This window comes from Rhizobium sp. Pop5 (assembly GCF_024721175.1).
In the GTDB taxonomy this organism is placed as follows: domain Bacteria; phylum Pseudomonadota; class Alphaproteobacteria; order Rhizobiales; family Rhizobiaceae; genus Rhizobium.
The window spans coordinates 791,950-807,166 of sequence record NZ_CP099399.1 but is presented as its reverse complement, the minus strand read 5'-3'; the positions used below and the strand labels follow the sequence as shown (position 1 = coordinate 807,166).

General features: G+C 61.3%; 19 protein-coding genes. 8 read left to right on the top strand and 11 right to left on the bottom strand.

The genetic code is table 11. The features are described from left to right. Positions 1 to 102: 102 nt before the first annotated feature. Both tam and zwf read left to right on the top strand, forming a co-directional pair. Positions 103 to 873, top strand: coding sequence for a trans-aconitate 2-methyltransferase (gene tam / locus NE852_RS06095; protein ID WP_008536806.1), 771 nt, complete (start codon positions 103 to 105; stop codon positions 871 to 873). A 107-nt stretch (positions 874 to 980) separates the two neighbouring features. Beyond that, positions 981 to 2,498, top strand: a complete 1,518-nt coding sequence (gene zwf / locus NE852_RS06090) for a glucose-6-phosphate dehydrogenase (RefSeq protein WP_258156300.1) — start codon at positions 981 to 983, stop codon at positions 2,496 to 2,498. Positions 2,499 to 2,513: 15 nt separating this feature from the next. On the opposite strand, the gene NE852_RS06085 is transcribed toward zwf, so the two are convergent. The 3 genes from NE852_RS06085 to NE852_RS06075 all read right to left on the bottom strand — a co-directional run bounded on the left by NE852_RS06085 (position 2,514) and on the right by NE852_RS06075 (position 3,961). Then, complete coding sequence (locus tag NE852_RS06085; RefSeq protein WP_258156299.1) at positions 2,514 to 2,834, bottom strand: hypothetical protein; 321 nt, start codon at positions 2,832 to 2,834, stop codon at positions 2,514 to 2,516. A 130-nt stretch (positions 2,835 to 2,964) separates the two neighbouring features. Further along, positions 2,965 to 3,420 carry an NUDIX hydrolase gene (locus NE852_RS06080; protein WP_008528978.1) on the bottom strand — a complete coding sequence of 152 codons (456 nt, stop codon included), beginning with the start codon at positions 3,418 to 3,420 and terminating at the stop codon, positions 2,965 to 2,967. 148 nt (positions 3,421 to 3,568) lie between these two features. Then, complete coding sequence (locus NE852_RS06075) at positions 3,569 to 3,961, bottom strand: hypothetical protein (RefSeq protein WP_008528979.1); 393 nt, start codon at positions 3,959 to 3,961, stop codon at positions 3,569 to 3,571. Between the two features lie 221 nt (positions 3,962 to 4,182). Between NE852_RS06075 and NE852_RS06070 the strand changes: the two genes are divergently transcribed. Next, the gene (locus NE852_RS06070; protein WP_258156655.1) at positions 4,183 to 5,742 is read left to right on the top strand and encodes a helicase HerA-like C-terminal domain-containing protein; all 1,560 of its coding nucleotides are present in this window, start codon (positions 4,183 to 4,185) and stop codon (positions 5,740 to 5,742) included. A gap of 401 nt (positions 5,743 to 6,143) precedes the next feature. Then, positions 6,144 to 7,739: an ABC-F family ATP-binding cassette domain-containing protein gene (locus NE852_RS06065; RefSeq protein ID WP_258156298.1), complete on the top strand. Its 1,596-nt coding sequence runs from the start codon at positions 6,144 to 6,146 to the stop codon at positions 7,737 to 7,739. A 7-nt stretch (positions 7,740 to 7,746) separates the two neighbouring features. On the opposite strand, the gene NE852_RS06060 is transcribed toward NE852_RS06065, so the two are convergent. After that, the gene (locus tag NE852_RS06060; protein WP_008528993.1) at positions 7,747 to 8,241 is read right to left on the bottom strand and encodes a metal-dependent hydrolase; all 495 of its coding nucleotides are present in this window, start codon (positions 8,239 to 8,241) and stop codon (positions 7,747 to 7,749) included. On the opposite strand from NE852_RS06060, the gene NE852_RS06055 reads away from it, so the two are divergent. Continuing rightward, positions 8,234 to 8,455: a hypothetical protein gene (locus NE852_RS06055; protein ID WP_008528994.1), complete on the top strand. Its 222-nt coding sequence runs from the start codon at positions 8,234 to 8,236 to the stop codon at positions 8,453 to 8,455. The genes NE852_RS06060 and NE852_RS06055 overlap by 8 nt on opposite strands. 167 nt (positions 8,456 to 8,622) lie before the next feature. Further along, positions 8,623 to 10,143, top strand: coding sequence for an ABC-F family ATP-binding cassette domain-containing protein (locus NE852_RS06050; RefSeq protein WP_008528995.1), 1,521 nt, complete (start codon positions 8,623 to 8,625; stop codon positions 10,141 to 10,143). Positions 10,144 to 10,205: 62 nt separating this feature from the next. Here NE852_RS06050 and NE852_RS06045 read toward each other — a convergent pair whose 3' ends face one another. Genes NE852_RS06045 through NE852_RS06035 form a run of 3 tightly spaced genes read right to left on the bottom strand, consistent with a single transcriptional unit; the run spans position 10,206 to position 12,291 of the window. Further along, positions 10,206 to 10,985 carry a VOC family protein gene (locus tag NE852_RS06045; RefSeq protein ID WP_008528997.1) on the bottom strand — a complete coding sequence of 260 codons (780 nt, stop codon included), beginning with the start codon at positions 10,983 to 10,985 and terminating at the stop codon, positions 10,206 to 10,208. Positions 10,986 to 11,037: 52 nt separating this feature from the next. Next, positions 11,038 to 11,502, bottom strand: coding sequence for a DUF1579 domain-containing protein (locus NE852_RS06040; RefSeq protein ID WP_008528998.1), 465 nt, complete (start codon positions 11,500 to 11,502; stop codon positions 11,038 to 11,040). A gap of 60 nt (positions 11,503 to 11,562) precedes the next feature. Beyond that, positions 11,563 to 12,291, bottom strand: coding sequence for a thioredoxin family protein (locus tag NE852_RS06035; protein WP_008528999.1), 729 nt, complete (start codon positions 12,289 to 12,291; stop codon positions 11,563 to 11,565). Positions 12,292 to 12,379: 88 nt separating this feature from the next. Here NE852_RS06035 and NE852_RS06030 point away from each other — a divergent pair, with 88 nt between their 5' ends. After that, a complete protein-coding gene (locus NE852_RS06030) occupies positions 12,380 to 12,904 on the top strand; it encodes a MarR family winged helix-turn-helix transcriptional regulator (protein ID WP_258156297.1) in 525 nt (174 codons plus the stop codon). Positions 12,905 to 12,945: 41 nt separating this feature from the next. Here the strand turns inward: NE852_RS06030 and NE852_RS06025 are convergent, their stop codons facing one another. After that, positions 12,946 to 13,368: an organic hydroperoxide resistance protein gene (locus NE852_RS06025; protein WP_003546481.1), complete on the bottom strand. Its 423-nt coding sequence runs from the start codon at positions 13,366 to 13,368 to the stop codon at positions 12,946 to 12,948. A gap of 125 nt (positions 13,369 to 13,493) precedes the next feature. Here NE852_RS06025 and NE852_RS06020 point away from each other — a divergent pair, with 125 nt between their 5' ends. Beyond that, on the top strand, positions 13,494 to 13,982 hold the full coding sequence (locus NE852_RS06020; protein WP_008529010.1) for a MarR family winged helix-turn-helix transcriptional regulator: 489 nt from the start codon (positions 13,494 to 13,496) through the stop codon (positions 13,980 to 13,982). A gap of 30 nt (positions 13,983 to 14,012) precedes the next feature. Here NE852_RS06020 and NE852_RS06015 read toward each other — a convergent pair whose 3' ends face one another. From NE852_RS06015 to NE852_RS06005, 3 genes are all read right to left on the bottom strand, one after another. After that, positions 14,013 to 14,246: a hypothetical protein gene (locus NE852_RS06015; protein ID WP_008529012.1), complete on the bottom strand. Its 234-nt coding sequence runs from the start codon at positions 14,244 to 14,246 to the stop codon at positions 14,013 to 14,015. Between the two features lie 91 nt (positions 14,247 to 14,337). Continuing rightward, complete coding sequence (gene rpsU / locus NE852_RS06010) at positions 14,338 to 14,574, bottom strand: 30S ribosomal protein S21 (RefSeq protein WP_003569533.1); 237 nt, start codon at positions 14,572 to 14,574, stop codon at positions 14,338 to 14,340. A gap of 270 nt (positions 14,575 to 14,844) precedes the next feature. Beyond that, positions 14,845 to 15,054, bottom strand: a complete 210-nt coding sequence (locus tag NE852_RS06005; RefSeq protein WP_008529019.1) for a cold-shock protein — start codon at positions 15,052 to 15,054, stop codon at positions 14,845 to 14,847. Positions 15,055 to 15,217: the final 163 nt, after the last annotated feature.

Here is a 15,217-nt window from a genome sequence, read left to right as displayed (position 1 = left end):
GCCTTCGTTTCCAGCGACGTGGCCTACAAGGCGACGGCCGCAACATCGACAAGATCGCATCCGCCACATGAAAGATGTGGCTTGACCGCAGGAGTGACCGCCATGGCATGGTCCGCAAGCCAGTATGTGAAATTCGAGGATGAGCGCACAAGACCGGCGCGCGATCTTCTGGCCCAAGTGCCGCTGCAAAGTCTTCGCCACGCTGTTGACCTCGGCTGCGGGCCGGGCAATTCGACCGAGCTCATCATCGACCGCTACGGGGCCGACGGCGTCTGCGGCCTCGACAGCGACAAGAACATGCTGGAGGCGGCGCGTAAGCGGCTTCCCGGCACGGCTTTCATCGAGGGAGATCTTGCCAGCTGGCATCCGACGGAACCGGCCGACCTGCTCTTTGCCAATGCCGTTTTCCAATGGCTGCCCGATCATCTCGACATTTTCGGCCGGCTGATGGACGGGCTTTCGCCGGGCGGCGTGCTCGCCGTACAGATGCCCGACAATCTCGGCGAACCCTCGCATCTGGCGATGGAGGAGACCGCTCATGCCGGTCCGTGGAAGGCTGCCTTCGAGGCGAAAAGCGTGCGCCGCAAGGCGCTGCCGGCGCCATCCGCCTATTACGACAGGCTGATCGCCAAATCCTCGCGCGTCGATATCTGGCACACCATTTACAATCACCCGATGGCGGATGCGGCTGATATCGTCGAATGGGTGAAGGGAACCGGGCTGATGCCCTATCTCGCCCATGCCGGTGAGGAGCATCGCGAGGCGTTTCTGGCGGATTATCTCGAACGTGTGGAAAGGGCCTATCCCAAGCTCTCGGACGGGCGGGTGCTGCTCAGATTTCCGAGGATTTTCATGGTCGCGGTAAAGGGATAAAGCCGCCCCGGACGGTGTCAAACGTCTGTTATCCCTCGCCGGCATGGTGCTTGCGGCAAAACCGGCACTGATTATAGTCGGGCGGAAAATCAAGGGAGACGACACACATGGACGCTGCCCCCACTCCTCCGGTCACTCTCGTCATCTTCGGCGCCACGGGCGACCTGACGCGCCGCCTGCTGGTGCCGGCGATCATCAACCTCACGCGTGAGCGCCTCGTTGGCGCAGATCTCCACATTCTCGGCATCGGCATCGAGCCGGGTGACGACGAGTTCCTGCGCGGGCGGCTCGACGAGTTCCTGAGCCATCTGCATGGCGAAGAAGAGATGGTGAAGGACGAAGCCTGGAAAAGCCTGCGCCGGCGGATTTCCTACACATCGGGAGATTTCACCAAGGACGATATTTTCATCGAGATCGGCAAGCGGCTGGAACCGAATGCCAATGCGGCTTTCTATCTCGCGGTGCCGCCATCCTTCTTCGGCACGATCGTCGAGAAGCTTGCCGCCCATGGGCTGACCGATGAAAGCGGCGGCGCCTTCCGCCGCGTCGCCATCGAGAAGCCGTTCGGTACCGATCTCGCCTCGGCACAGGCTCTTAACGCCCAGATTCTCGCCCAGGTCGAAGAGAGCCAAGTCTACCGGCTCGATCATTTCCTCGGCAAGGAGACGGTGCAGAACCTGATGACGGCGCGTTTCGCCAATATGATCATCGAGTCGTTGTGGAACAACCGCTACATCGATCATGTCCAGATTACCGCCGCCGAGATCGTCGATGTCGGCAGCCGCGGCAAATTCTACGATGCAACAGGCGCCCTGCGCGACATGGTGCCTAACCACCTCTTCCAGCTGCTGGCCATGATCGCCATGGAGCCGCCTAACAGCTTCGACGCCGAAGCGATCCGTAACGAGAAGAGCAAAGTGCTGAAGGCGCTGCGCATCTATACGCCCGAGGAAGCCAAAACACATGGCGTACGCGGCGCTTACGCCGCAGGCCCGCTCAACGACGTCGACCTTCCGGCCTATCGCGACAGCAAGGACATTTCACCGGACAGCAGGACCGAAACCTTCGTCGCGCTGAAGCTCTATGCCGATACGTGGCGCTGGGCCGGCGTTCCCTTCTATCTCAGGACCGGCAAAGCGCTGACGGCACGCGATACCGAGATCGTCATCACCTTCCAGCCGGTGCCCTTTGCGCAGTTTCGCGAGACCGAAGTCAATCGCCGCCTGCCGCCGAACCGGCTGGTCATCCAGGTGCAGCCGGACGAGGGCATGAGCATGGAAATCTCCATCAAATCGCCGGGACTTTCGGTCGATACCGTGCCGGTGGCGCTCGATTTCCGCTATGCCGACAAGTTCGATATCAGCAAGACGACCGGTTATGAATCGCTGCTCTACGATCTCTTCATCGGCGACCAGACGCTGTTCCAGCGCGCCGACGGCATCGAGGCCGGCTGGGCGGCAGTGCAGCCCTTCCTCGATATCTGGGCAAAGGACCCGAGCACGCCCGAAGCTTACGCGCCGGGCAGCATGGGACCGACGTGCGCCGCCGAACTCATCGAGCGCGACGGGCGGCAGTGGCATGAACTCGGCGTTGTGTTGCATGAGGCTGCGAAGAACGGCAAATAACGCCCTCCCCCAACACTATCGGTTTCGGTCACGACATGCGGCGCTGACGGAGGCGCCGCTATTGCCGCCTTCTGTGGCAACAGCCCCGCGGACTTTACGCGGCGGGCAGCGCGCCCAGTCGACCGGACGGCTCGCCGGTCCATTATCGACGCTGCCGGTTTCTATCGAGTCGAGCGGGATTGTCAGCCCGCTTTGCGGTTCGTCCCCCGGCGCGGTGCCGAGCGGCGGTGAGCCGTCGATACGGCCGCTGGCATCCATGCCCATGTTGGACTGAGCGAGGACCGGGGCTGAGAGGCTGAGGAGAGCGATCGACGTTGCTGCAATAAACCTGCGCATGATGCTGTTCCTTCCGGTTTCAACGATGCGATGATAACAGCAATTCGATCTTCCTTGTTCCCCTTCAGCGGGACGGACGATCAAAGTTTGGCGATTGGCATATAGGCCTTGCGAACCGCACGTTTCCAGCTCAGCCACGCCAGCGCGACAGTACGTTTTCGAGGCCGGTCGGGTAGAGTTCGATGCCGGCGTCGCGCAGCATGTCGCGGCCGAACCAACGCGCGGTCGCCGTTGTCTCGTCGAGCTCGGAATAGCGGATTTCGCCACGTTCGTAGAGCGCTGTATCGGCCAGTTCGATATCGGCGGCGAAGATGAATTCGTGGCCGATGGCGCCATGATGCTCGAAGATATTTTCAAGAAGGTGCCAGGAGCCGACGATGCGGATCTCCGTCCCCAGTTCCTCCCTGATTTCGCGGTGAAGCGCCTCCTCGCGGCTCTCGCCAAATTCGATCGAGCCGCCGAGCGGGCGAACGCCCTTTATACGGCCGCTGTCATCCTCCACTTCCGCGGCGAGCAGCCGGTCCTCCCTCCACGCAAGACCGATCACTTTCACCCTGATCTGCTGCGGCGGACGCCAAACGGCCATGCGGCTCTCCTTCTCCGGATAGTGGCTATTCGATCGGCATGGTGTGCAAGGACAGGCGACGAGAAGAGCACTCGTGCGCGCATGCAGACCTGCAAAATAGAAAGAGCCTCGCAGCGGATGCCGCGAGGCTCTTTCGTACCATCATCGCTCAGACGAACTGGCTGAGTCCCGGTACGGAGCCCACGACCTCGTCGACGACTTCGTCACCGGCATATTGCTTGGCAATCGCAATGGTCTCCTTGGCAAGCGAGGTGATCTCGCCCATGCCGAGACCTTCGCCCATCAGTTGCTGGCCGAGCCCCATGATGCCGCCGCCGCCGAGCGAGCTCATCAGCCCGCCGAGCAGGCCACCGCCGCTGGCGCCCGCGCCATTGAACTGGGCGACGAGATCGGCGCCGCCGGGGATCGCCTCGATCATCCGGGCGACCGGTCCGTCAGCGGCCTCGCGCTGAAGGAAGCCGAGCATCATGCCGAGCGCCTTTTCGGCGAGCTCAGGAGAGATACCCACGCGATCGGCGATCTGGGTCACAATTTCATTCATCGTCAGCCTCCTATTTTTTGACGTTAACGTCAACGTTAATGGAAATTCGGCCGCAACTCAAGCGGCCATCTCCGGCCGGCACATTGTCCGGTTTCGCTTTCAATGCAACCAGTTGTTCGTATCCGCCTCCCTGCTTATAACAGGGAAACGATGGTTCGATGAAGGCGGGAAAAACCATGCCTTCGACACAAATGGCAGCAGGCCCGAAGGGAGACATTCCGATGCTTGAGGACGGTAAGATTTTCATCGGCGCAAGCCGCAATCCCGATGACAGCATCAATAAGCCGGAATATCTCGACCTGAAATTCGGCAACCGTCACGGCCTCGTTACCGGCGCCACCGGCACCGGCAAGACGGTGACCCTGCAGGTACTGGCCGAAGGTTTTTCGCGCGCCGGCGTCCCGGTTTTCGCAGCCGACATCAAGGGCGATCTTTCCGGCATCGCCGCCAAGGGCGAGCCAAAAGACTTCCTGACCAAGCGCGCCGAACAGATCGGCTTCACCGACTACGAATTCGACCAGTTTCCCGTCATCTTCTGGGATCTGTTCGGCGACAAGGGCCACCGGGTACGCACCACCGTCGCCGAAATGGGACCACTGCTGCTTGCGCGCCTGATGGACGCCTCCGAGCCACAGGAAGGCGTCATCAACATCGCCTTCAAGATTGCCGATCAGGCCGGGTTGCCGCTGCTCGACCTCAAGGATTTCACATCGCTGCTGAACTATATGGGCGAGAACGCCACCGAACTTTCCAGCCAGTTCGGGCTGATCTCCAAGGCTTCGGTCGGCTCGATCCAGCGGGCGATGCTCGTTCTCGAACAGCAGGGCGCCGAGCATTTCTTCGGCGAGCCGGCGCTGAAGATCTCCGACATCATGCGCACGAGCAATAACGGCTACGGCCAGATCTCGGTACTTGCCGCCGACAAGCTGATGATGAACCCGCGCCTCTACGCCACGTTCCTGCTCTGGCTGCTCTCGGAACTCTTCGAGGAATTGCCCGAAGTGGGCGACCCTGATAAGCCGAAGCTCGTTTTCTTCTTCGACGAAGCACATCTGCTCTTCAACGATGCGCCGAAGGTACTGACCGAACGCGTCGAGCAGGTGGTGCGGCTGATCCGCTCCAAGGGTGTCGGTGTCTATTTCGTCACGCAGAACCCGCTCGACGTGCCGGAAACGGTGCTCGCTCAGCTCGGCAACCGTGCTCAGCATGCCTTGCGCGCCTATTCGCCGCGTGAACAGAAGGCGGTGAAGACGGCCGCCGATACTTTCCGCCCGAACCCGGCCTTCGATTGCGCCACCGTCATCACCAATCTCGGCACCGGCGAAGCGCTAGTTTCGACGCTGGAAGCCAAGGGTGCCCCCTCAATCGTCGAACGCACTCTGATCCGACCGCCGTCCGGCCGCGTCGGCCCCCTGACGGATGCCGAGCGCCAACAGGTCATGGACAAGAGCCCGGTCCTCGGCGTCTATGACGACGACGTCGATCGCGAATCCGCCTTCGAAATCCTGGCAGCGCGGGCGAAGAAGGCGGCGGATGCCGATGCCGCCAAGCGGGCCGAGGAAGACGCCGGACAGCAGCAGGGCAGCACGACCTCAGGCTGGAGCCTGCCGGGCTTCGGCGGCGGCAATGACGACAATCAGGGCCGCGGCCAGCGCGGCCGGGCTTCCGGCTACCAACGCGAAACGGTGGTCGAAGCGGCGATGAAGAGCGTGGCGCGCACGGTGGCAACACAGGTCGGCCGGGCGCTGGTGCGCGGAATATTGGGAAGCTTGAAGCGGTAACCCGATATACCGTGCGCTCATCCGATCCTTCGGGCCACCATCTTCCGTCGGAGCTTGGCACTTGGCTGAAGGAGAAGACGAATGAGCACTGAATGGAAGGCGTTACGCGCCGTACATGCGCTCGCTTGGCGGCGCAGTCGAGCTTGTCTTGAAAACGCCTGACGGAAAGGCGAGGCACGTTGATTTTGATCCGGAAATTTACGTGAAGCAGACCATATAACTGCGAAGCTGCGGCGGGCGGCCTGATCGCCCGCGACGCTCGATTCGCCGCTTTGCCTTGAACCTTCAGCCTTTCTTCCCTAAATTCCCTGCCATCGACCGTTTCAACAGGATGTGTGCCGCAATGGATTTCAACCCGATCGCAACGCCAATTCGCCTTGCCAACGGGGAAATCCATATCCATGCCTGCATCCATTACCCTCTCCCAGATTTCGTGGGCCGCACCTGACGGACGGCCGCTTTTTTCCGATCTCGATCTGAGTTTCGGGACCGAACGCACCGGTCTTGTCGGGCGCAACGGCGTCGGCAAGACGACGTTGCTCAAGCTCGTCTCCGGTGAAATCCAACCGCAGTCGGGGACGGTATCCGTCAGCGGCAGCCTCGGCCTTTTGCGCCAGAGTGTTCAGGTGGCGCCTCACGAGACGGTGGCCGATCTCTTCGGTGTGGCCGGCGCGCTCGCCGTTCTCCGTCGTGCCGAAACCGGCGAGGCAACGGCTGACGAACTTGCAGCCGCGGACTGGATGCTGGAGGCGCGGATCGCCGCAGCGCTCAATCGCACCGGGCTCGACGTGGAGCCGGAAACGCCGCTTGCCGCACTCTCCGGTGGGCAGCGCACGCGCGCAGGGTTTGCCGCACTCATCTTCCGCGAGCCGGATTTTCTGCTGCTCGACGAACCCACAAACAACCTCGACCGCGATGGCCGCAAGGCCGTGATCGCGCTGATATCAGACTGGCGGGCGGGTGCGATCATCGTCAGCCATGATCGGGAATTGCTGGAAAGCGTCGATGCGATCGTGGAACTGACATCGCTCGGCGTCAAGCGCTACGGCGGCCACTGGAGTCACTACCGCGAGCACAAGGCTCTCGAGCTCGCGGCAGCACGGCAGGATCTCGCCGATGCCGAAAAGCGCGTCGCCGAAGTTGCGAGGAAGGCGCAGGCGACGGTGGAGCGTCAGGCACACAGGGACAGTGCCGGGAGGAAAATGGCCGCCAAGGGCGGCATCCCGCGCATCATGCTCGGGGGAATGAAGGAACGGAGCGAAACGACGGGCGGCGGCAATGCCCGCCTCGCCGAACGCCGGCGAGCCGACGCACTCGAAGCGGCAACGGCAGCGCGCGAAAAGATCGAGATCCTCCAGCCGCTGTCGGTAAGCTTGCCGCCGACCGGATTGCCCACCAGCAAGATCGTGCTGAAGATGGACAGCGTGACATCGGGTTATCGCCCCGGCAATCCCGTCATCCGCGATCTCTCCTTCGACGTGACGGGACCGGAGCGCATCGCCGTCACCGGCCGAAACGGCTCCGGCAAGACGACATTGCTTTCGCTTGTCACTGGCGAACTGATGCCCTGGGCCGGCAAGGTCGGCGTCATGACCGCTTTTGCCATGCTCGACCAGAAGGTTAGCCTTCTTGATCCGTTGACTTCGATCCGCGACAATTTTCGCCGGATCAACCCGCAAGCCGACGAAAATACCTGCCGGGCCGCCCTTGCCCGCTTCATGTTCAGGGCCGATGCTGCGCTGCAGGCAGTCTCGACGCTCAGCGGCGGGCAATTGCTGCGCGCCGGCCTCGCCTGCGTTCTCGGTTCCGTGCCGCCGCCGCTCTTGATCCTCGACGAGCCGACCAATCATCTCGATATCGACTCGATATCAGCGGTCGAGGCCGGGCTGTGCGCCTATGACGGCGCGCTGCTCGTCGTCAGCCACGACAAGGCGTTCCTCGAAAACATCGGAATAACAAGGCGCCTGGAGCTGCCTGCCGCCGGCCCGGCCGGATAATTCCGGCTCATGCCGGTTGCGCACTTCGAACGCGGCGGCGGCGAAGGGCGACGACCAGCGCCGTCGCGCAGATCAGCAGTTCCAGACCGAAAGTCCAGTGCAGCATGAAGCTTACGACCCAGTTGCTGTAGGTCGCCGGCACCGTCGTCAGCTCGAATCGAGACCAATCGAATGGTGCGAGCCACAGCATCGGCGCGGCGATTGTATCCATGACCATGTGGAGCATGACAGCTGAGAAAAGGATGGCTGCTGTGGGAATCCAGCGCGGCGCCAGCCGTCCGACAGAAGGCAGAACCACAGCGGCGAGAGCAAGCCAGAACAGCGGCCAATGGGAGATATAGTCGTGATGGTGGATCTTGCCGCCGGTCAAGAGGAAATAGATCATGTCGAAATCCGGAAGCACGCTGCCGACCAATGCGGCAGTCATGACGCGAGGCGCGGCGGATCGCTGTTGCATGGCGCTCCCCAGAATGTAGCCTGCAGGCAAATGTGCAATGAGCATGCGTCTGATCCTCGCGGTCGGCCCCGGAGAATCCTCTATGCACGGTTTATGGCTGGATATCGGCGTAGATCAGGCTCTCTTGCCTCTTTATGCGGGCAATGTTATTTCAATCCCGCAACTTTTGAGAAAGGAGGATCACGCCATGCAGTATTATTTCCGGTTTAATCGCCAGCGTGGTCCCGTCAACGCCCTGCAAATGCGTTTGCAGGGCTGACCAGAGACCGTTTCTCGACATCTCTTCCTGGTCTGCCCTTCGTGGCCAATGCGGCGCCGTACGAATACAGCGCGCATTCCTTTCATTTTCCAGGCCCGATGCGCGCAATCCCGTGACGGCTGAAAGCCCCGGATCGCGCGACACCTGGACAAGACCAGAGAACGACCATGACCCTCATCAACATCCGCAATCTCGGCGTGACGCTGGGCAATCCTTTGTTTTCCAAGCTCAATCTCGTCGTCAATTCCGGCGACCGGATCGGCCTCATCGCCGCCAACGGGCGGGGAAAATCGACGCTGCTAGCCTGCATCACCGGCGCCCTGGAGCCGACCGAGGGCGAGATCACCAAAGCGCGCGGGCTGACTGTCGGCCATGTCACCCAGAATGTGCCGCCCGCGCTTTTCGACACCCCGTTCTACGATGCCGTGCTGCAGGCGCTGCCGGCCGATCAGGCCGACAGCGAGAGTTGGCGCGTCGACGTGGTTCTGGAATCGCTCGAGGTGCCTGAAGCGATGCGTCACCGGCCGCTCAAGCATCTGAGCGGCGGATGGCAGCGGCTGGCGCTGCTTGCCCGCACCTGGGTCCGCGAACCCGACGTGCTGCTGCTCGACGAACCGACCAACCATCTCGACCTGGAAAAAATTGCGCGGCTGGAGGACTGGCTGAACGCGCTGCCGCGCGACGTGCCGGTCATCCTCTCCAGCCATGACCGCGCCTTTCTCGATGCAACGACCAACCGGACGCTGTTCCTGCGGCCGGAACAATCGCCGATCTTCACCCTCCCTTATACCAGGGCTCGCGCAGCTCTCGACGAGGCCGACGCCTCAGAAGCGCGACGCTACGAGCGCGACATGAAGACGGCGGAGCAATTGCGCAAGCAGGCTGCCAAGCTCAACAATATCGGCATCAATTCCGGCAGCGATCTGCTGGTCGTCAAGACGAAACAGCTCAAGCAGCGGGCGGAGAGGCTGGAGGATGCGGCAAAACCCGCCCATCTCGAGCGTTCCGCCGGCGCCATCCGGCTCTCCAACCGCGGCACGCATGCCAAGGTGCTGATGACGCTGGAAGATGCGGCGGTGACGACGCCTGATGGAACGCTTCTCTTCCGGACCGGCCGGCAGTTTATCTGCCAGGGGGACCGCATCGTGCTGCTCGGGCTCAACGGCGCCGGCAAATCGCGGCTGGTTTCAATGCTGAAGCAGGCGATCGAGAGACAGGAGGCCGGACAAGACGGCATCAAGGCGACGCCTTCGCTCGTTCTCGGCTATGGCGACCAGGCGCTCGCTGATCTTGCCGAAAAGGACACGCCGATCGGCACGATCATCCGCCGCTTCGATGTCGGCGACCAGCGGGCACGCGCCTTGCTCGCCGGGGCCGGCATGACGATCGAGATGCAGGCAAAATCGATCGCCCAGCTTTCCGGCGGGCAGAAGGCGCGGCTCGGCATGCTGGTGCTGAGACTTGCGGAACCGAATTTCTATCTTCTTGATGAGCCCACTAACCATCTCGACATTGAAGGGCAGGAAGCGCTGGAGAAGGAGTTGATGGCCCACGAGGCGAGCTGCCTGCTGGTATCGCACGACCGCAGTTTCGTGCGGGCGGTTGGAAACCGGTTTTGGCTGATCGAGAAGAAGCGGCTGGTGGAGGTCGAGAGCCCGGAGGGGTTCTTTGCCTCAGTTGCGGGGTGATGGATGGGGTGACTGTGTTGGCGGAGTGCCGTGTAGCCCCGCCAACAATATGCTCAAACCCCTTACCGCTTCGGCGCCACCAGGCAGAAGAAGGCGCCCTGCGGGTCGGTGGCCTGGATGATCCAGCTGCCGCCGGGGACCTCCATCGGGCCATTGACGACCTTGCCGCCGCCTGATGTGACGCGCTCTATCGCCGCATCGATGGCCGGTACGTTGAAGTAATAGCACCAGAAAGTCATCGGCACGTCCGCCGGTTTGGTCATCATGCCGCCGATTTGCCTCCCGCCGTGCGAGAAGAGATAGTAGACGCCCATCGGACCCATGTCGAAATCGCTGTCCCGTTTCCAGCCGAACAGCTTGGTATAGAAAGCCAGCGCCTCCTCGCCATTGCCGGCGTAGAGTTCGTGCCAGCCGATGTTGCCGGGCGCGTCGGGGGCCAGTTCCGGCCAGGTCTTGTCCATCGGCGCCGGCGTCATGATGCAGAGCACGGCGCCATGCGGATCGGCGACGACGGCAAAGCGGCCGATGGTCGGAATGTCTTCCGGCGGACGGCGAATCGAACCGCCGTTGGCGGCAAAGTCCTTTGCCGACTGGTCAACATCATCAACGTCGACATACCCCGTCCAGTTCGGCGGGATGCCCTTCCCTTCGAGTTCGCCCGGGAATTCCATCAGGCCGGCGACGCCGATGCCGTTCGCCTCGAAGATCGTATAGGTGGGCATGCCTTCCACCGTCATGTCGGAAGTCGTCCAGCCGACGACCGAGCTGTAGAATTTCGCGGCGGCAGCTGTGTCGGGGGTCATCAGTTCGCACCAAATGAATTTTCCATGCGTCTCAGACATCAAACTCTCCTTTTTTCGCGCCCGTTTTCCGATGTCCGGGTCGCCACGATTGTCAGACCTTGCGAGTGTAACGCGCTTCCATGAACTGCTTCCATGAACCATCAGGCTGTTTGGCGCTGGAGGTGAACGTGCGGTGATCGGCGTCGATGAAGGTGATCCGCTCGCGGTAGTCGGCAATTCCTTCGCCATTGACGTCAGGACCGGTCGTGTAGAGATCCAGCATGTTGCCCGATGCATCGACCTCGCCTTCATAGACCCACAAATAGTCCATCATGCTGCCGATCCAGCTGCCGACGTACTTGCCTTTCGAGGCGTTGTAGCCGAGCGTCAGGATGGTGGTGGCTTCCTCGCCGCCAGGCATGCGGCCGACACCTTCGGCGACGAACCAGATGCCATGCAGCGAGCGAACCGTCTCCGTCCAATCCTCGTCGCCCGTCATGTCGGGCGCGGTGACGGTCCATGTTCCCACCAGTCTTTCCAGGAAAAAATGCTCCTTCAGCACTTGGGCGGTCTTCATCGTCCTCTCCTCCGTTGAGCGATGGCGGCGTAGAGCATTTCCTGCTGGAACGGCCTCATCTCAGTGACAGCAGGATGGCGCCTTCGGGGCCTCCTCATATTCGTCATGGCGGCGCACGAAATTCATCGTGCTGTCCTCGTTGCGGCCCTTCGGGGCGCGGTCCAGGATCATCAGCGTGCCGATCAGTTCTTCCGGCCCGCGGGCATAACTCGAATAGGTATGGAAGACCTCGCCCTTCTCATTGCGATAGAAGGCGCTCAGGCCCGGCAGTTCGTCATGAGCGTTTGCCGGCTCCATGGGAGTGAAATTGTAAAAGACCTTGTCTTTGGCAAGGTCCTCCGGGCTGAAAGAAACATGGTAATCGAAATTGAAGCCGCTCCCGAAGGAAGAGACCCATGGAAATTTCCACCCCATGCGCTCTTTGTAGGCGGCGATCTTGTCGAGCGGCGCGCGCGAAACGGCGACCCAGGTAACGTCGTGGTGGTTCAGATGTGGAAGGGCGCCATCGACATGATCCGACAGGAAGGAGCATCCGGTGCAGCCGGCATCCCAATTGGGACCGAGCATGAAGTGATAGATCAGCAACTGGCTGCGGCCATCGAAAAGATCGGCGAGAGACTTCGTTCCCTCGGGCGTTTCGAATACGTAGTCCTTCTCGACCTTCACCCAGGGCAGCGCCAGCCGGTCGGCATTGACGCTGTCGCGCAGTCTCGTCGCCTCCTTTTCCCTCGCCAATAGGATGCGGCGGGCCTTAAGCCATTCCTCACGGGAAACAACCTCATTCTGCATGAGCTGCGCCCTCCTCCGGCGCGTGCCGGTGAAGCCGGCATCTCTCCTTCTCCTTGACTAAATACATTGATATCAATAGAAATGGAGCATGTCAAACTCGGTTGAGATTCCTCTTTCTACAACGCTGATGGCGCGCGACACCTGCCTCTGCCTGCATGTGCAGCGGGCGGCCCGCGCGCTTGGCCGGCTGTTCGACGATGCGCTGAGGCCGGTCGGACTGACCAACGGGCAGTTTTCCCTGATGATGTCGCTGAACCGGCCGGAACCGCCGCCGATGGGCCCCGTCGCGGCCCTGCTCGCCATGGATCAGACGACCCTCACGGCCGCTCTGAAGCCGCTACAGCGCAGAGGCTGGATAGCTGTAACCGAGAATCCGAAGGACAGGCGCGGCCGACTGCTGAGCCTCACCGCCGAAGGCAAGGCGGTGCTGGTGAGAGCGCTGCCGATCTGGGAAAGCACGCATGCGGCGGTCGACGGCAAATTGCCCGACGGCGGCCCCGCGCGGCTGCGACAGGATCTACAAGCGGTGTCATCGATGACGACCGAGGCGGCGAAACCGGCGCGTTCGGCGCGCCGGTCCCGTGACGGCGGAGAAACAGCCTCCACCCCATGAAGATCGCAGCGGCCGATAGCGCCGCCGCGTTTCGAAACTGATCAGGCGACCGTGACCGGAACTTCGGTGGAGGTGCGCATGGCGTGGCTGTAGGGGCAGACGATGTGGGCTGCGGCTGCGAGCTTTTCGGCCGTTTCGCGATCCAGACCCGGAATGTTGACCGTCAGTGCCACTTCGATGCCGAAGCCGCCACCATCTTCGCGCGGGCCGATTCCGACCTTGGCAGAAACCGTCGTGTCTTCGGGAATCTTGACCTTCTGCTGACCCGCGACAAATTTCAAAGCACCGAGGAAGCAGGCGGAATAGCCGGCAGCGAACAGCTGTTCGGGATTGGTGCCGGTTGCACCATCGCCGCCGAGTTCTTTCGGAACGGTGAGCGTCACGTCCAGAACGCCGTTTTCGGAGACGGCGCGGCCTGCGCGGCCGCCGGTGGCAGAGGCTTTGGTCGTATAGAGAATAGGCATGACAATCTCCTTTGATTGACCCTTCGATCGGGTTGGATTTTTAGTATCGCACAATTAAATTGTACGCAAGTGAATTTTGCAAATTGCATTTGGAGTTCGAAAAGAGGACAATCGGCACCTCAGGGATGATGGATATGAAAGCGCAGACGACAAAGACGATGGAGATACCGCAGGAAGAAAAGCGGCTGGAAAAGCAGCTGTGCTTTGCGGTCTATGCGACGGCGCATGCCTTCACCCGCGCCTACAAGCCAATCCTGGAAAGGGTCGGCCTTACCTATCCGCAATATCTGGTGATGCTGGTGCTGTGGGAACGCAGCGAGTTGCCGGTGAAAACGATCGGCGAACAGTTGGATCTTGATTCCGGCACGCTGTCGCCGCTCTTGAAGCGGCTGGAACAGAGCGGGCTCATCAAACGCCTGCGCGACCTGCGCGACGAACGGCAGGTGATCGTATCGCTGACACCGAAAGGTCAGGCGATGAAGGGGGAAATCGACACGATCATGACGGCGATTGGCGACGCCGTAGGTTGCACGCTCGAGGAAATGGCCGAAATGCGCGATATGCTGCATCGACTGCGGGGCAATCTCGGGCGGGCGGTCATGGCGGGCGGTTGAGCCCATCCCTCCACTCGGCGCGCCTCGAGATCAGCGCTGAGGCGCCGGGGACTTGGCCGGCGATCGGCGCTTCTTTGCAGGCGCTGCTTCGGGTCCGGCCTCGGCCGCCTGCTGCAGGCGCAGGGCTCTCAGCTTCTCCGTCTTCTTATCGCGCGCCGAGGCCTCAGCCTCGATGATGGCGCGCGCCGTGTGATCGGTGGCCTCCGCCTTGTCGCGAGGCGAAAGCTTGGCCGGGTTGAAGAATTCTCCCTTGGTGGCGGTCATGTGCCCCTCTCTGAGGTGATGGCGTTCTCAAGCCGTAATTCCACCGCTGGAACCTTGGCGCCATGGTTGACGCCACGATTCCACGGCGGGGTTAGCGGGCCCGCAGAACCTTCTTCGGCGCCGGCAGCAGACCTTCGCGCTGCAGCTTCTTGCGGGCGAGCTTGCGTTGGCGGCGAATAGCCTCGGCCTTTTCACGGGCACGCTTTTCCGACGGCTTTTCAAAGGCGCTACGCGCTTTCATTTCCCGGAACAGGCCTTCCCGCTGCATCTTTTTCTTGAGCACGCGCAGCGCCTGATCGACGTTATTATCCCTGACGAGTACCTGCAAAACGATATCCTTCCCTCAACAATTAGGCGAAATTACTTCCCAATCCCGATGATCGAAAACTTCAGCCAAGCGTCATCTCTGCTCAGCGCCCTTCGTTTCTCCGGCCGCTGGTCAATCAAGAAAAGCCAGGCTACGAAAACAAAAAGGCCGGGCTGAAACCCGACCTCTTCCCGTCACTCAGCCCGCTGCCAGTATCCATGATCAGCTCGCTGCCAGTACATCCGTGGTCAGCTCGCCGCCAATAGGTGGTCAGCGCGGGCGAATGACAAATCATGCGGCCTGAAGATTGTCGGCCGAATTCTTGCCGGACCTCTTGTCGCGCACGATATCGTAGCGAATCTTCTGACCTTCAGCGAGATCGCGCATGCCGGCGCGTTCAACCGCCGAAATATGGACAAAAACGTCCGTGGAACCATCATCGGGCTGAATGAAGCCAAAACCCTTGGTGCCATTGAACCACTTTACGACGCCTGAATTCATAACGATTTCCTTTCAATCGTTTAAGGACACCCGGGAAGGGATATCCGCGGGCAATATCGATGCTGAGAGGAGATCTGACGAAGCGCTTCAGCGCATGGACAAAGGCCACAAGCAATATTCGATACGCACCATGTAGGATGTTTATCGAATTTAGCAATGGTAT

What these genes read in the sequence shown, in the direction of transcription:
- NE852_RS06035 (WP_008528999.1), bottom strand. Translation starts at nt 12,291, where the DNA reads ATGCAGAATGAGGTTGTTTCCCGTGAGGAATGGCTTAAGGCCCGCCGC.
- NE852_RS06015 (WP_008529012.1), bottom strand. Translation starts at nt 14,246, where the DNA reads ATGACCGCCACCAAGGGAGAATTCTTCAACCCGGCCAAGCTTTCGCCT.
- NE852_RS06050 (WP_008528995.1), top strand. Translation starts at nt 8,623, where the DNA reads ATGACCCTCATCAACATCCGCAATCTCGGCGTGACGCTGGGCAATCCT.
- NE852_RS06025 (WP_003546481.1), bottom strand. Translation starts at nt 13,368, where the DNA reads ATGCCTATTCTCTATACGACCAAAGCCTCTGCCACCGGCGGCCGCGCA.
- NE852_RS06070 (WP_258156655.1), top strand. Translation starts at nt 4,183, where the DNA reads ATGCTTGAGGACGGTAAGATTTTCATCGGCGCAAGCCGCAATCCCGAT.
- NE852_RS06045 (WP_008528997.1), bottom strand. Translation starts at nt 10,985, where the DNA reads ATGTCTGAGACGCATGGAAAATTCATTTGGTGCGAACTGATGACCCCC.
- NE852_RS06055 (WP_008528994.1), top strand. Translation starts at nt 8,234, where the DNA reads ATGAGCATGCGTCTGATCCTCGCGGTCGGCCCCGGAGAATCCTCTATG.
- NE852_RS06005 (WP_008529019.1), bottom strand. Translation starts at nt 15,054, where the DNA reads ATGAATTCAGGCGTCGTAAAGTGGTTCAATGGCACCAAGGGTTTTGGC.
- NE852_RS06060 (WP_008528993.1), bottom strand. Translation starts at nt 8,241, where the DNA reads ATGCTCATTGCACATTTGCCTGCAGGCTACATTCTGGGGAGCGCCATG.
- NE852_RS06065 (WP_258156298.1), top strand. Translation starts at nt 6,144, where the DNA reads ATGCCTGCATCCATTACCCTCTCCCAGATTTCGTGGGCCGCACCTGAC.
- NE852_RS06085 (WP_258156299.1), bottom strand. Translation starts at nt 2,834, where the DNA reads ATGCGCAGGTTTATTGCAGCAACGTCGATCGCTCTCCTCAGCCTCTCA.
- zwf (WP_258156300.1), top strand. Translation starts at nt 981, where the DNA reads ATGGACGCTGCCCCCACTCCTCCGGTCACTCTCGTCATCTTCGGCGCC.
- NE852_RS06020 (WP_008529010.1), top strand. Translation starts at nt 13,494, where the DNA reads ATGATGGATATGAAAGCGCAGACGACAAAGACGATGGAGATACCGCAG.
- NE852_RS06030 (WP_258156297.1), top strand. Translation starts at nt 12,380, where the DNA reads ATGTCAAACTCGGTTGAGATTCCTCTTTCTACAACGCTGATGGCGCGC.
- NE852_RS06080 (WP_008528978.1), bottom strand. Translation starts at nt 3,420, where the DNA reads ATGGCCGTTTGGCGTCCGCCGCAGCAGATCAGGGTGAAAGTGATCGGT.
- NE852_RS06040 (WP_008528998.1), bottom strand. Translation starts at nt 11,502, where the DNA reads ATGAAGACCGCCCAAGTGCTGAAGGAGCATTTTTTCCTGGAAAGACTG.
- tam (WP_008536806.1), top strand. Translation starts at nt 103, where the DNA reads ATGGCATGGTCCGCAAGCCAGTATGTGAAATTCGAGGATGAGCGCACA.
- NE852_RS06075 (WP_008528979.1), bottom strand. Translation starts at nt 3,961, where the DNA reads ATGAATGAAATTGTGACCCAGATCGCCGATCGCGTGGGTATCTCTCCT.